At 74.8% G+C, this 14,071-nt stretch carries 12 protein-coding genes; 8 read left to right on the top strand and 4 right to left on the bottom strand.

The annotated features are described in order from the left end of the window. Positions 1 to 94 precede the first annotated feature (94 nt). Entirely contained in the window at positions 95 to 1,123 is a 1,029-nt protein-coding gene (locus ACIQOE_RS21445) for an O-antigen ligase family protein (RefSeq protein WP_401412999.1), read from the top strand. A gap of 89 nt (positions 1,124 to 1,212) precedes the next feature. Here ACIQOE_RS21445 and ACIQOE_RS21440 read toward each other — a convergent pair whose 3' ends face one another. Both ACIQOE_RS21440 and ACIQOE_RS21435 read right to left on the bottom strand, forming a co-directional pair. Continuing rightward, positions 1,213 to 1,770 carry a hypothetical protein gene (locus tag ACIQOE_RS21440; protein WP_351322621.1) on the bottom strand — a complete coding sequence of 186 codons (558 nt, stop codon included), beginning with the start codon at positions 1,768 to 1,770 and terminating at the stop codon, positions 1,213 to 1,215. 89 nt (positions 1,771 to 1,859) lie between these two features. Next, positions 1,860 to 2,651, bottom strand: a complete 792-nt coding sequence (locus ACIQOE_RS21435) for an aspartate/glutamate racemase family protein (RefSeq protein WP_351322619.1) — start codon at positions 2,649 to 2,651, stop codon at positions 1,860 to 1,862. Between the two features lie 39 nt (positions 2,652 to 2,690). On the opposite strand from ACIQOE_RS21435, the gene ACIQOE_RS21430 reads away from it, so the two are divergent. Further along, the gene (locus ACIQOE_RS21430) at positions 2,691 to 3,884 is read left to right on the top strand and encodes a glycosyltransferase (protein ID WP_401412996.1); all 1,194 of its coding nucleotides are present in this window, start codon (positions 2,691 to 2,693) and stop codon (positions 3,882 to 3,884) included. Positions 3,885 to 3,899: 15 nt separating this feature from the next. Here ACIQOE_RS21430 and ACIQOE_RS21425 read toward each other — a convergent pair whose 3' ends face one another. Next, positions 3,900 to 5,252: a TerD family protein gene (locus ACIQOE_RS21425; protein WP_401413405.1), complete on the bottom strand. Its 1,353-nt coding sequence runs from the start codon at positions 5,250 to 5,252 to the stop codon at positions 3,900 to 3,902. Between the two features lie 296 nt (positions 5,253 to 5,548). Here ACIQOE_RS21425 and ACIQOE_RS21420 point away from each other — a divergent pair, with 296 nt between their 5' ends. From ACIQOE_RS21420 to ACIQOE_RS21405, 4 genes are all read left to right on the top strand, one after another. Beyond that, complete coding sequence (locus ACIQOE_RS21420; protein ID WP_351322615.1) at positions 5,549 to 6,004, top strand: DUF6643 family protein; 456 nt, start codon at positions 5,549 to 5,551, stop codon at positions 6,002 to 6,004. A gap of 54 nt (positions 6,005 to 6,058) precedes the next feature. Then, positions 6,059 to 6,700, top strand: a complete 642-nt coding sequence (locus tag ACIQOE_RS21415) for an MOSC N-terminal beta barrel domain-containing protein (protein ID WP_401412994.1) — start codon at positions 6,059 to 6,061, stop codon at positions 6,698 to 6,700. Positions 6,701 to 6,747: 47 nt separating this feature from the next. Beyond that, the gene (locus ACIQOE_RS21410; protein ID WP_365554210.1) at positions 6,748 to 7,353 is read left to right on the top strand and encodes a hypothetical protein; all 606 of its coding nucleotides are present in this window, start codon (positions 6,748 to 6,750) and stop codon (positions 7,351 to 7,353) included. Between the two features lie 175 nt (positions 7,354 to 7,528). After that, positions 7,529 to 9,967, top strand: coding sequence for a right-handed parallel beta-helix repeat-containing protein (locus tag ACIQOE_RS21405; RefSeq protein ID WP_351322609.1), 2,439 nt, complete (start codon positions 7,529 to 7,531; stop codon positions 9,965 to 9,967). Here ACIQOE_RS21405 and ACIQOE_RS21400 read toward each other — a convergent pair whose 3' ends face one another. After that, complete coding sequence (locus tag ACIQOE_RS21400) at positions 9,968 to 12,370, bottom strand: hypothetical protein (protein ID WP_401412991.1); 2,403 nt, start codon at positions 12,368 to 12,370, stop codon at positions 9,968 to 9,970. Between the two features lie 293 nt (positions 12,371 to 12,663). On the opposite strand from ACIQOE_RS21400, the gene ACIQOE_RS21395 reads away from it, so the two are divergent. Together ACIQOE_RS21395 and ACIQOE_RS21390 are read left to right on the top strand one after the other, a co-directional pair. After that, entirely contained in the window at positions 12,664 to 13,479 is an 816-nt protein-coding gene (locus ACIQOE_RS21395; RefSeq protein ID WP_351322607.1) for a DeoR/GlpR family DNA-binding transcription regulator, read from the top strand. A gap of 67 nt (positions 13,480 to 13,546) precedes the next feature. Further along, positions 13,547 to 14,005 carry an SRPBCC family protein gene (locus ACIQOE_RS21390; RefSeq protein ID WP_351322605.1) on the top strand — a complete coding sequence of 153 codons (459 nt, stop codon included), beginning with the start codon at positions 13,547 to 13,549 and terminating at the stop codon, positions 14,003 to 14,005. Positions 14,006 to 14,071: the final 66 nt, after the last annotated feature.

Raw genomic sequence — 14,071 nt, 5'->3', positions numbered from 1 at the left:
CGGGCATCACCGGTTACCGTGAGCCGAGGCGGGCGGCGGGGCCCGCCGCGGGTCGGGGGACCGGGTACGGGGGGCGACGGTGGGGTCGACCGGGATGACGTCCGCTGCCGGAGCGGATGCGGACAGCGACAGACGAAACGTTTCTGACGCGGTGGGCGTCGTGGTGCTGGCGGCGTGCGCCGGGTGGGCGCTGCTCACCGCGGCCGGACGGGACGGACGGCCCGAGGGCGTGCTGCTGGCGGTGCTGGCCGTGGCCGCGGGCTGTGCGGCGGGCCGGATGTCGGGGTCGTTGTGGCCGGTGGCCGCGCCCTGTGCCGCCGCGGTGGCCGGGCCGGCGGCGGCGCTGGCGATGCCGCGGGGGGCCATGGGCTCCGGGTTCGCGACACCGCTCGGTCCTGCCGGTGCCGTGGCCGCGCAGCTGGTCCTCGCGACGGGCGGTCTGTGCTGCGCCGCCTGGGCGACACCGGTCCCCGCGTTGCGGTTCGGGCTGCGGGCGCTGGCAGCCGGTGTCGCGGTGGCCGGAGCCGTGGCGGGCTCGGCGGTGGGATGTGCCGCCGCTGCCGCCGTGCTCCTGTGCTCGGCGGCGGCCGGCCGGATGCGGCACCGGGGCGCGGGCGTCGCCGGGCTGGCCCTGGTGGCCACGGTGGTGACCGGCGCGGTCTGGGCGCTCGCCGCGGACGTCCTGCCCGCCGGACTCACCGCCGCGACGACCGGGCCCCTCACCGAGCGCCGCGTCCTGCTGTGGCGGGACGCACTGCACCTCGCCCGTCGCGACAGCGCGCTGGGCGTGGGCCCCGGGCGGTTCGGCGGGCTGAACGGCACCGCGTCCGGGACCCTGCCGCCCGACGGCAGACCGCACTCCGCCCCGCTCCAGCTGGCCGCCGAACAGGGACTGGTCGGCGTCCTGCTGCTGGCCGCCGTGTTCTGCTGGATGCTCTACACCCTGTGGCGCTCGCCGCGCCCCACGCCGGTCGTGCTCACCGCGGGTGCGGCGCTCACGGCGGTGGCCGCGGTCGCGGCGGTCGGAAACGCCCTGAGTTTCACGGCGGTGTCGGCGGGCGCGGGCCTGCTGGCGGGCCTGGCGACGGCCCGCCCCTGGATGGCGGGCTCCCCGCGGAGCTGAGACCGGCCGCTCAGGACGGGCACATCAGGACAGGGACGGCATCAGGACCAGGGTGGGATCAGGACCAGGGCGCCCGGGCGACCCGTGCCTCAGTGCGCGGTGCCGGGTGCGCTCGTGCGCAGGCGCTCCCTGATGACCCGGACCGCCGTCTCGGCGTTGTCCACGGTGATCGTGAAGGTGTGGCCGTCCCACAGGCGCAGCACGATGCCCTCGCCGCGCCGGACGACGACGGCCGTGCCCTTCTCGGGCCGCCAGCGGTAGCCCCAGCCGCCCCAGTGACGCGGAGTAATCTGCGGGCTGAAGTCGGCGCCGACCACGTGGGAGAGCGGAATGCGCCGGCGCGGTACCCCTATGTGGCCGCACCGGACCTCCAGGCACTCCTTGTCGAGCTTCAGGTCGACGTGCACGAAGGCGAGAGTGCCGAAGAGAACGAGCAGCCCGGCGGCGATGCAGCCGACGACGGACATCACCAGCGGCGTGATCCCCGAGGTCCAGGCCGAGTCCACGGCGAGTTCGACGCCGAGTGCCATGCAGGCGGCGCCGACCAGGGCCATCAGCCACTGGACCCGGTTGGTGGCGCGCCCCGTCCAGACATCGGGGTGCGGGGCGTCCTCGTCCGGGGAGCGGTCGTGGGGGTGGTCCCTCATGTCTACGAGATTACTCAGGTTTCGCTGCGCGGGTACCGCGTCGCGGAGGGTGACTGCTCACATCGGGGGTATCGGAGTCCCCCGGGCGTTCACTGGGAGGCGGCGGGGCTCGCCGTCCGCAGCAGGCGGGCCTCGGCGTAGCCCAGCGCGGCTTCCGGGAGTCCGCCCTCGCGGCCGTTGAGCAGCACCGTCACGGTGCCGGTGGCCGGTGCGTCGGGGGCGGGCCGGGCGCCGACGCGGCGCAGCGCCTGGGCGGCCACCGCTCCGGCCGAGCCGTACAGGGCGACGGGTGCGGCGCCGGCGGGCTGCACGGCGGCGCGGATACGTTCCGCCAGGAGTTCGTAGTGGGTGCAGCCCAGGACCACGGCCGTCACGTCGTCGGGTGTGAGGGCGGCCGCCGCGCTCACGGCGGCGTCGACGGCCGCGTGGTCGGCGTGCTCCACGGCCTCGGCCAGGCCCCAGCAGGGCACCTCGGTGACCGGCACGCCGTCGGCGAAGGACGTGATGAGACCCCGCTGGTAGGCGCTGCCGGTGGTCGCGGGGGTGGCCCAGATCGCGACCCGGCCGCCGCCGGCCGCGGCCGGCTTGATCGCAGGGACCGTGCCGATGACGGGGATGCCGGGTTCCAGACGGGCGCGCAGCGCGGGCAGGGAGTGCACGGTCGCCGTGTTGCAGCCGATGATCAGCGCGTCGGGGCGGCGGGCCGCGGCGGCCTCGGCGACGGCCAGAGCGCGCTCGGTGACGCCCTCGGGCGTGCGCGGACCCCAGGGCATGCCCTCGGGGTCGAAGGAGAGGACGAGATCCGCGTCGGGGCGCAGCCGTCGTACCGCCGCGGAGGCCGCCAGCAGGCCGATGCCGGAGTCGATGAGCGCGATCTTCACCCGGCCACGATAGACGATGGGCCGTTGGAGGCAGGTCTCGTGGGGCAGACTGCGCGGGTGAGCGCCATCGTGTGGACCGCCGCCGTATCCCTCGCCGCCTGGCTGTGGCTGCTGCTCTGCCAGGGGTTCTTCTGGCGGACCGACGTACGGCTGCCGCCGCAGGGCGATCCCGGCCGCTGGCCGGACGTGTGCGTGGTCGTGCCGGCCCGGGACGAGGCGGCGGTGCTGCCGCTGAGTCTGCCGTCGCTGCTCGCCCAGGACTACCCGGGGCGGGCGGAGGTGTTCCTGGTGGACGACGGCAGTACGGACGGCACCGGCGAGCTGGCCCGGGACCTGGCCGCGCGCCACGGCGGGCTGCCGCTGACCGTGGCCTCGCCCGGCGAGCCGCCGGCGGGCTGGACGGGCAAGCTGTGGGCGGTACGGCACGGCATCGCGCTGGCGCGCGCGCGTGACCCCGAGTACCTGCTGCTGACGGACGCGGACATCGCGCACGAGCCGGACAGCCTGCGCCTGCTGGTGGCGGCCGCCCGCACCGGGGGCTTCGACCTGGTCTCGCAGATGGCCCGGCTGCGGGTGGAAAGCCTGTGGGAGCGGCTCGTGGTCCCCGCCTTCGTCTACTTCTTCGCCCAGCTGTACCCGTTCCGCCGGATCGGCAGGAAGGGGTCGCGCACGGCCGCGGCGGCGGGCGGGTGCGTGCTGCTGCGCGCCGACGCGGCGGAGCGTGCGCGCGTCCCGGACGCGATCCGGCACGCCGTGATCGACGACGTGGCGCTCGCGCGGGCCGTGAAGGGGTCCGGGGGACACATCTGGCTCGGGCTCGCGGACCGGGTGGACAGCGTGCGGCCGTATCCCCGACTGCACGACCTGTGGCGGATGGTCTCCCGGAGCGCGTACGCGCAGCTGCGGCACAACCCGCTGCTGCTGCTCGGTACGGTCGCCGGTCTGGCGCTGGTCTACCTGGTGCCCCCGGCGGCGGTGCTGGCGGGAGCGGCCGGCGGCGACCCGGCGGCCGTGCTCGCCGGCGCGGCGGCCTGGCTGGTGATGACCGCGACGTACGTGCCGATGCTCCGCTACTACCGTCAGCCGCTGTGGCCGGCGCCCCTGCTGCCGTTCACCGCGTTCCTCTACCTCCTGATGACGGTCGACTCGGCGGTGCAGCACTACCGGGGGCGCGGGGCGGCCTGGAAGGGCCGCACCTACGCGCGGCCGGACGCCGTGACCGACGAGGGCTGACCGGCCGCGCCGGGGTCACTTGCGGCCGGGCGTCCAGTTCATGCCCCAGCCGTAGGCGCGGTCGACGGTCCGCTGCGGGCTCACTCCGCGGTCCGGGACCAGGTAGCGGGCCTCGCGCTGGACGATCAGGTCGCCGCCGGTGTTGGTGAGCAGGGCGAGCGCGCACACCGTCGAGGGGACCGTGCACTCGTCGAGGGAGAAGTCGACCGGGGCGCCGTGCTGGGGCTGGAGGGTGACGGTGGCGTGCAGGTCGGCGAAGGAGCTGGCGCCCTGGTAGATGGTGACGAAGACCAGGATGCGGCGGAAGTCGCGCGTGTGGTCGAGGTTGACGGTGAGGTTCTCGCCGCTCGCCACGGCTCCGGTGCGGTCGTCGCCGTCGAGATGGATGTACGGCGGCCTGCCGAGCGAGCCGAAGGCGTTGCCGAGCGCCTGGACGACGCCCTTGCGGCCGTCGGCCAGCTCGTACAGGGCGCACAGGTCGAGATCGAGGTCGGATCCGCCGCGCCGCCCGCCGCGGTTTCCCGGGAACTCCTTGCGGACCTGCCAGTTGAGGTTGACGCGGAGCGAGCCCGAGGTGGCGCCCTGCTTGGCCAGGGAGACGGAGGGCGCGGCCTTGGTGAGGGTCACCTTCGACAGGCGCACGGGCGGGGGCGGGGGCACGGGCAGACCGCCGGAGGCGGACGGCGGCGGGGACTGGGGGAAGGGCAGGCCGCCGGAGGGGGGCGGCGGGGTCTGCGGGAGGGGCCGGGTGCCGGACGGCGGGGTCGCCGGGGCGGCGGGCGGTGCGGTGAGCGTAGGGGCGGGCGCTGCGGGGGCGGGCGGGGCCGCGGGCTGCGGGGACGGGTGCTGGGGTTCGTCCACGGTGATCCCGAAGTCGGTGGCGAGGCCTTCGAGTCCGCTGCTGTAGCCCTGTCCCACGGCACGGAATTTCCAGCCGCCCTGGCGCCGGTACAGTTCACCGAGGACGAAGGCGGTCTCCACGGTGGCTCCGGTGCTGTCGAACCGGGCGACCACCGTCCCGTCCGCCGCGTCGCGGACCTCGATGTAGAGGCCGGGCACCCGGCCGAAGGTCCCGCCGTCGGCGGAGGCCGCCAGGACGATCCGCTCGACCGGTGCCTCCACGCGCGCGAGATCGACGGAAAGGGTGTCGGTGACCTGACCGCCGGAGTGCCGTTTGCCCTCGTGGCGGACCGCGCCGGAGGCGTGCGCGGGCTGGTTGTAGAAGACGAAGTCACCGTCGGAGCGCACTTTTCCGGCGACCAGCAGCAGCGCCGAGGCGTCCGCGTCGGGGACGCCGGGACCGGAGTGCCAGCCCAATTCGACACGCAGTGCCGTGGCCGGCACCGGTGTATTGGATCCTTTCGACATTGTCATGTCCGCCCCCATCGCGTGTCGGCGTGCCGGGCGCGCCCGGCGGTCCCAGGTCATCCCTACCCGCACAACCTATTCCCGGGCACAGGCAGGCCTCATGAGCAGCATAGGAAGATCCCGGTCCAACTGCCGGTAACCCGCGCGGAACTCGGCCTTTACACGATCAGTACGTTGATTGCCGTCCTTTTTTGCCGAGTTCGCTCGGATTGGGGATCCGGCATCACTGCCGACACGGAAAACAACCCTCTTATCGGTCTCCCCAACCAGCACATCGTGGGCTTAACTTATGTGCCATGACCTCCCCCCGCTCCACCTATGGCGGCGGCTACTACTCCGCCTCCTTCCCGGACACCCCGATCTACGACTCCCTCGTGGCCGAGCGTGGCACCCCGCAGATCGCCCCGATCCGAGTCCCCCCCGCCTACGACGCGCCCAGCGGCCTGAACCTGCCCGCGCTCCCGTCGGCACTGCCCGCCCTCCCCGCGGGCCCCTCCCAGCCCGCCGCCGGCTACGGCTACCCGCAGATGCAGCAGCCCGTGCCGATGCAGCAGGCCCCCACCGCCTACATCCCGCAGCAGGCGACCGCGCCGCGTGGCTACCCCGGCCAGCAGCAGCCCCAGCCCCCGCGCCCGATGATGGGCGGCACCGGGTACGAGGCGATGCGCCCGGCGGCTCCGCGCCCCGCGCCCACGACCCCGTACCAGGACCCGTACAACAACCAGCAACAGCAGCAGTACCGCGGCTACTGACCGACACCCCCGGACGCCGGTGCCGCGTAGCACGCCGTCCTGGGGATCGCCGGAGTGCGGCCGACGCACCTTCACCCGGTCAAGGCGCTCCGGGGCCTCGCGCCCCGGCCGGCCGTCGTACGGCCCGGGAGGCCGGCCGGTGACCGACGCCGGGCTCTGATCGACGACGGGGGAAAGGTCGTCACCCGGCGCGTCCGCCCGCGCCCCGCGCCGTCCGCCGCCGTGCAGCCGTCCGGTGGTGGCTTCCGGCTGTCCGCGCCCGGCGGGCGCCGGCCGACGCAGCCGGTCCCGGAACCCCTGGTCACGGTCCGGTGGACGCCCATGGTGCGCGGCGCGCGTCGAAGGGGGAGGCCGTCCACGGTCCGTGGCGACGCGTGCCCGGTGCGCGGGGTTCCGCGCACCGGCACCGGCGGTTCGGCGCACCGACACCATCTGTTCGGCCAACCGGCGGTCCCCGCACCGCGGCTCACCTCCCCGGCCGCATCCCGCACCCTCCGCTCCCCCCACCTCACGTACGGCCACGCCACCGCGTACCCCTGCCCACCGGAATCATGCGCATCGGGCCCCGGCTGCCGCCCGGGTGATCTCCGCCTCCGCGGGAACCTCGGCCCGCGGCCCGGTCGTTGGGGTCGTGGGACGTTCCCGGGAGCCCGTGCCGGGCGTGATCTCGCTCTCTTCGGGCGGGCTCGCGGGTGAACGGGCCGGGCGGGGGCCATGACGGAGCGGAAGGGGGGTGGTGGACGGTGCGAGCGATCCGTGGTCTGTGGCGCTGGCGGCGCAATCCGCTGCGCCGGAGAACCGACCTGGCCGAGGCCTGGGTGGCCCTGGTGACACTGCTGCTGATCGTGGTGGCCGCGCCCGTGCTCGGCTCGCTCGTCGGCGCCGCCGCCCAGAACGCCCTGCAGCGGTCCGTCCGCCAGCAGCACCACGACCGGCATCCGGTCACGGCCACCGTCGTCCGGAGACTGGGCGGCTCCCTGGTGGAGCCGGACCCCGACGCCACCAGTGCCCACGACACCCGCAGCCGCGTCCTCGCCGACTGGACCGCCCCGGACGGCACCCGGCGGCACGGCACGGTCCTGACGATCCTCAAGTCCCCGCACAAGGGCGACCGCTTCGGCATCTGGACGGACCGGCACGGCCTCCTGGCCGCCCGCCCGCTGGACTCCACCACCGCCACGACCCACGCCGTGCTGGCCGGGTTCGGCGCCACCCTGCTCGCCGCGGGCCTGACGGAGACCGTCCGGCGCATGATCGTCTGGCGTATGGTCCGTCGCAGGTACGCGCGTTGGGACCGGGCCTGGGAGCGGGCGGGCCCGGACTGGGGCAAGGCCGGCACCGGCAGCTGAGGGCCTTTTTCCCTCTGGTCGGTGCACCACCTCGGCGCACGCTACGGTGGACCGGCCGAAGCGCATTCGGCATCGACCCGCGCGCGAGCGGACCGCACGGGCCGGACACCCTCCAGGTGGCCGTCCCGAAGGCGAGCGAGCGATCTGTACGACGAGGTGGGGGCTCAGCAACGCCATGGCACAGGGCACGGTCCAGGTGACGCACACCGGCACATCGAGGTGGCGGCGCCGCACTGGTGAGTACGCGTCGCTCGCCGCCGCCCTGGAGGCCGCCGCGGACGGCGACGTCCTGACGGTCGCGCCCGGCACCTACCGGGAGAACCTCGTCGTCCAGCGCGCGGTGACGCTGCGCGGCCCCGAGGGCTCGCCCGGTTCGGTGCGCATCGCGCCCGCGGACGGGGTGCCGCTGACCGTGCGTGCCTCGGCGGTCGTGCAGGACCTGCACGTCGAGGGCCAGGACGCGGCGGCGCCCGCGCTGCTGGTCGAGGAGGGCACACCCGAGCTGCTGGACCTGCGGATCGTCACCCGCTCCGCCGCCGGGATAGAGGTGCGCGGCGGCGCACGGCCGACCGTGCGGCGCTGCACCGTCGACAACCCGGCGGGCATCGGCATCGCCGTGCTCGACGGCGGCGGCGGCGTGTTCGAGGAGTGCGAGGTCGTGGCGGCCGGTCAGGCGGGCGTGGCGGTGCGCGGCGGCGGCCACCCGCGCCTTGAGCGCTGCCGTGTCCACCATGCCTCGGGCACCGGCATGACGGCGACCGGCGAGAACTCCGCGCTGGAGGCCGTCGGATGCGAGATCTACGAGGTGCGCGGCTCCGGCGTGCAGGTCACCGCACGGGCCACGGCGCACCTCACCGACTGCGACGTGCACCGCACCACCGCCGACGGCGTCACGCTCGACACCGACGCGGTGCTCACCCTCGCCGACTGCCGCATCCACGACATCCCGGAGAACGCGGTCGACCTGCGCTCGCGCTCCGTGCTGACGCTGACCCGCACGACCGTGCGCCAGTTCGGCCGCAACGGCCTGTCGGTGTGGGACCCGGGCACCCGCGTGGACGCCAACCAGTGCGAGATCTTCGACAGCACCGGCGACTACCCGGCGGTGTGGGTGAGCGACGGCGCCACCGCCGTCCTGGACTCGTGCCGGGTGCACGACGTGCCGGACGCGCTGTTCGTGCTGGACCGCGGCTCCCGCGCGGACGTCGTCGACAGCGACCTCTCCCAGGTGCGCAACACGGCGGTGTCGGTGAGCGACGGGGCCACCGCGCAGCTGGACGACTGCCGGATCCGGGACGCGGCCACCGGAGCCTGGTTCCGGGACCACGGCAGCGGCGGCACCCTCAACAACTGCACGGTGGACGGCACCCAGACGGGCGTGATCGTCACCAAGGGCGCCGACCCCACGATCGAACGCTGCACCGTGGACTCCCCCGCCGAGGCGGGCTTCTACGTGTCGGCGGGCGGCCGCGGCACCTTCCAGAACTGCCGGGTCACCGGCAGCGGCGGCTACGGCTTCCACGTCATCGACGGCTGCCGCACGACGCTGCGCAAGTGCCGTACGGAGCGGTGCGCGCGCGGCGGTTACGAGTTCGCCGACGCGGGCCCGGACACGGGCTCGGGCACCGGCCCGGTGGTGGAGGACTGCACCAGCGACGAGAGCGGCAGCCTGCGGCCGTCCGCCGCGCCCGAGCCGGTCGTGCAGACGGCCCACCAGACGCCCGGCCTGCTGGGCGCCATCCCCGGCCAGCGCAGCGCCGAGCAGGAGCCGCTCCTGGCTCCCGCCGAACCGCCGGAGCCGGCCCGCACCTCGCAGGCCGTGCTCGGTGAACTCGACGCGCTGGTCGGCCTGGAGAGCGTCAAGCGCGAGGTCCGTGCGCTGACCGACATGATCGAGGTCGGCCGGCGCCGTCAGCAGGCCGGCCTGAAGGCCGCTTCGGTCAAGCGGCACCTGGTCTTCACGGGCTCCCCCGGCACCGGCAAGACGACGGTCGCCCGGCTCTACGGCGAGATCCTCGCCTCCCTCGGGGTGCTGGAGAAGGGCCATCTGGTCGAGGTGTCCCGGGTCGACCTGGTCGGCGAGCACATCGGCTCCACGGCGATCCGCACCCAGGAGGCGTTCCAGCGGGCGCACGGCGGGGTGCTGTTCATCGACGAGGCGTACGCGCTGTCGCCGGAGGACGCCGGCCGGGACTTCGGCAAGGAGGCCATCGACACCCTGGTGAAGCTGATGGAGGACCACCGGGACTCCGTCGTGGTGATCGTCGCGGGCTACACGGCGGAGATGGAGCGCTTCCTCTCGGTCAACCCCGGTGTGGCGTCCCGGTTCTCCCGGACCATCACCTTCAGCGACTACGGCCCCGACGAACTGCTGCGGATCGTGGAACAGCAGGCCGACGAGCACGAGTACCGGCTGGCACCGGGTGCCTTCGAGGCGCTGCGGACGTACTTCACGGCGCTCCCCAAGGGCCCCGCGTTCGGCAACGGCCGTACCGCGCGGCAGACGTTCGAGGCGATGGTGGAGCGGCACGCGAGCCGGGTCGCCCAGCTCGCCGACCCGAGCACCGACGACCTCACCCTGCTGTACGCGGAGGACCTTCCCGAACTCGCCTGATCAGCCCTCCGGTTGCGGCCGCTGTCCGGGCAGTTCCGGCCGCAGCCGGGCCAGCAGCCGTTTCCGTTCCTCGGCGAAGGCCGGGTCCGCCTGGTAGTCGGAGTGGCCCAGGATCGGTGCGGGCAGCGGATGGCCGGGGCTGCGTCCGTAGGCCAGCGGGTCCTTGAGCGGGGTGTGGTCGACCGCCGGGCCGTCGCCGGCGGCGATCCGCACCGGGCCGCCGATGGGGTCGGTACGGCGGTAGAGGTTGCGCCAGCAGGCCACCTCGCGGTGCAGGGAGGCGAGTTCGGCGGGCCCGAAGTGGGCCGGGAACCAGCGGCCGTACAGGCGCTCCAGCGGGGAGCCGTAGGTGAGCAGGGCGACCCGGCGGCGGACCGACGGGGTCAGCTGCCAGGCCGCCGCGGCCGCGAGGACACTGCCCTGGGAGTGGCCGGAGAGGACCAGCCGGCCGCCGGTGCGGCGGATCCAGGTGTCCATGCGCCAGGTCAGGTCCGGCACCGCGCGCTCGGCGTAGCAGGGCGGGGCGAAGGGGTGGGCGGCGCGCGGCCAGAAGGTACCGACGTCCCAGAGGATGCCGATGGTCCGCCGGGCGGAGGCGTCCTTGTAGGCGCGCCGGCCCCAGGTGACGAACAGTATGAAGCCGAGCCCGACCAGCCAGGAGCCGAGCGCCTGGGAGGCCTGGGCCGCGCCGTGCACCAGGGCGAAGGTCCGGTCGGCGGCCGCGTCCGGGGTCCGCCCGGTGGCGAACGCCCCGGCCAGCGCCCCGGCTCCCAGCACCAGCGTGGCGGCGCACAGGACGGTGACGACGAACGGCGCCCGGTCGGTGAGGGCCGCCATGGCACGGACCCGGGCGATACGGCGGGTGCGGGCCGTGTCCTCCGGTTCGCCGACGTGGTCGAGGGCCACGTCGGCACGTTCGGCGCGGCCGAGCCGCGAGGTGCGCCGGGCGAGAAAGGCTGCCGCGGCGAGCAGCACCGCGAGGACGGGCGGGATCACCGACGCCTGCCAGGTCAGCAGTACTGGTGGTCCGGCGAGGGAGGAGCCGGTGCCGTCCAGCCAGTCGGAGACCCGCTGGGCGACCCCGCCCGACATCACGCCGCCCAGCGCGCAGGCGAGCAGCGCGACCGCGGGGCCGCCGAGGCCGCGCATCGCGGCCCGCGGATCGGGCAGCCTGCGGTGCAGGTCGTGGGCGACGGCCGCCAGGGCGATCACCAGCACACCCTGGGCCAGGACCAGGCTGCCGAAGGCCGGGTCGCCGGCGAGCCGTCCCGCGGAGTGCCAGCCCGGCCGGGACCAGCCGGCGTAGAGGGCGACGAGGACCAGCAGGGCGAGCGCGCCGAGCGGCAGGCGTCGTACCAGGTGCCGGTCGAGTTCCTGGTCGAGGAGGTTCTCGGTGCGGCCCCGGCGGCAGACCACCCCCACCGCGGCGACGGCGAGGACCGCCAGGGCGCAGGACAGCAGCCGGCCGGCCGCGTCGAGCAGAGCCGGTCCGCCGGGCCGGCGGTCGAAGGCGGCCGCGGGCGCGAGGACCGCGGCGGCCACGGTGAGCAGGCCCGCCGCGGTGTGGGCGGCGCGCAGCCGGGCCACCAGGCGGCGCCCGTACCAGAAGCCGGGGCTGCCGAGGGAGGTGTGTCCGGGTTCCGCGTCGTGGGCGAGGGGCCGGGTGGACTCGTAGGCGCTCCAGGTGCGGTGCGAGAGGTACCAGAGCAGGCCGGTCAGCGCGGCGGGCACCAGGGCGGCCAGGGCGAGGCGGCGGCCGGGGGCGCTCCACCAGCCGCCGGTGGCGCCCGTGGGTGAGAGGAAGCCGAGCCAGGTGTGCCGGCGGGCGCAGGCGGCGGTGCCCGCGCACTGCCAGGCGGCGAGGTCGAGGGCGACCTCGCAGGCGGCGGCGACCAGCAGCACCGTCAGGGTGAGTCCGGCGAGGCGGACGAGCAGGCCGTACAGGCGGACGGTGCGCGGCCGGTCCTGGGCGGCGGGGCGCATCCAGTGGGCGAGGTTGACCACCATGAACGGCAGGAGCAGCAGCCACAGGGCGCGGGAGGCGTTGCCCGAGGTGAGGTTGCACCAGACGTACGCCTCGCGGACCGGGCGGCCGCGGTAGTCGCCGGGCCGGGTCTCGGCGTCGGCGTCCCCGGTGCGCCGGAAGACGGCCGCCGTGTCGTCGCCGGTGATCCGCACCGTGCGCGGATCACCGAGCATCTTCTCGGGCGTGCTGCCGCCGACCCCGTGCACGAGCAGTTCGAGGTCGATCTCCGGTACGGCGGCGCCGGCGGCGGGCCGGCGGGAGGTGTCCGGCTGTCGCGCGAGGTGGTCGGGCGGACCGCCCGGCGGCAGGACGGATCCGGTGGGGAGGGCTCCCGGCCGCTGCGCGGGGCCGTCGGTGTGTTCCTGCGCGCGTTCCACTGTTCTCGCACTTCCCCCGTGCCGCGCCGATGGTGTGTCTCCGTGCGGGTTTCAGGATCTCCGATTCCGGTGTGACGTACACCACTCGGCACGGAATCTCCCCGTTGTGGGTGTCACCTGAGGGAACACGCGGTGACCGGGATGCGGGTGCGGGCCGGCACAGGGAGTGGCGCAACCGGTGCGGTCCCGTGAAAGGATGGGGCGCCCACGCACCGGAGCCGAGCGGAATGTCCTGGTCGGAGCCGGTACGCAGGGCGTGTCGGACGGCTTTAGGCGAGAGGACCGGAGCGTACGTGAGCGAGAACCAGAACCTCCTCGCGGAGCAGCGCCGCGCCCTGATCCTGGACGAGGTCCGGCGCCGGGGCGGCGTCCGGGTCAACGAACTGACCCGGAAACTCGGCGTGTCGGACATGACCGTACGCCGGGATCTGGACGCGCTGGCCCGGCAGGGCGTGCTGGAGAAGGTGCACGGCGGTGCGGTGCCGGTGGTCGAGGCGAGCACCCACGAGCCCGGGTTCGAGGCCAAGTCGGGCCTGGAGCTGACCGCCAAGGAGGACATCGCCCGCGCCGCCGCGGAACTGGTCGTGCCGGGCACGGCGATCGCGCTGTCCGGCGGGACGACGACGTACGCGCTGGCCCATCAGCTCCTGGAGGTGCCGGACCTGACCGTGGTGACGAACTCGGTGCGGGTCGCGGACGTCTTCCACGCCGCCCAGCGGGTCTCCGGGCAGCGGCAGGGCGCGGCCACCGTCGTCCTGACCGGCGGGGTCCGCACGCCGTCGGACTCGCTGGTCGGTCCGGTGGCCGACCAGGCGATCGGCGCGCTCCACTTCGACCTGCTGTTCCTCGGCGTGCACGGCATATCGCTGGAGGCCGGCCTCTCCACCCCGAACCTCGCGGAGGCGGAGACCAACCGCCGCCTGGTGCAGTCGGCCCGCCGTGTCGTGGTGGTCGCGGACCACACCAAGTGGGGGACGGTGGGCCTGAGCTCGTTCGCCAAGCTGGAGCAGGTCGACACGCTGGTCACGGACGCCGGGCTGCCCGCCGCGGCCCGCGCGGAGATCTCCGAGCACCTGCGCCGCCTGGTGGTGGCGGGCGAAACGGACTGAGGGTACAGACAGTTGACGGGCCGTCAGCTACCTTTTCGGGACAGCGTCTCCCAGGGAGGTCGGCCCGGTGGCTCACCAACTGCGCCCGGTGGGGCTCGACTTCGTCGAGACCGCACCCGTACGGCTCGTGTTCGGACGCGAGACGAGGGCCGCGCCGGAGACGGTCTTCCGGGCTCTCGCGGAGGACGTGGCCGGCTGGTCGCGGTGGATGACGGGGGTGCGGTCGGCCCGTCCCACGGAGGGCGGCCGCGAGGTGCGGCTCCGGGGCGGCGTCCGCTTCGCGGAGACGGTGATCGCGTCGACGGCCCCCGAGGTGTACGCCTACCGCGTGGACACGGCGAACGTGCCGGGTGCGCGGGCCTGGCTGGAGGAGTGGCACCTCACCCCGTACGGCACCGGCACCCGGGTCCGGATGACGTTCGCGATGGACGGCACGGCGCCGTTCCGCGCGGTGTGCCGGCTGGCGGCACCGGGCATGGGCCGGGCGATCCGCGAGGGGATCCGCGCCCTGGACGCCGGGCTGTGAACTCCGCGCGCAGTACCGCCCCTTCAGGAATCCGGAGCACCGCCGACGCGGCGACGGGCGGCCCGC

It is taken from the genome of Streptomyces sp. NPDC091282, assembly GCF_044757385.1.
In the GTDB taxonomy this organism is placed as follows: Bacteria; Actinomycetota; Actinomycetes; order Streptomycetales; family Streptomycetaceae; genus Streptomyces; species Streptomyces gramineus.
The sequence above is the reverse complement of the archived record's forward strand: the minus strand, read 5'-3'. Positions and strand labels throughout refer to the sequence as shown.

Excerpts from the sequence above, each read along its gene's own strand:
- ACIQOE_RS21425 (WP_401413405.1), bottom strand. The coding sequence starts at position 5,252 with ATGTCGAAAGGATCCAATACACCGGTGCCGGCCACGGCACTGCGTGTC.
- ACIQOE_RS21440 (WP_351322621.1), bottom strand. The coding sequence starts at position 1,770 with ATGAGGGACCACCCCCACGACCGCTCCCCGGACGAGGACGCCCCGCAC.
- ACIQOE_RS21405 (WP_351322609.1), top strand. The coding sequence starts at position 7,529 with ATGGCACAGGGCACGGTCCAGGTGACGCACACCGGCACATCGAGGTGG.
- ACIQOE_RS21445 (WP_401412999.1), top strand. The coding sequence starts at position 95 with ATGACGTCCGCTGCCGGAGCGGATGCGGACAGCGACAGACGAAACGTT.
- ACIQOE_RS21420 (WP_351322615.1), top strand. The coding sequence starts at position 5,549 with ATGACCTCCCCCCGCTCCACCTATGGCGGCGGCTACTACTCCGCCTCC.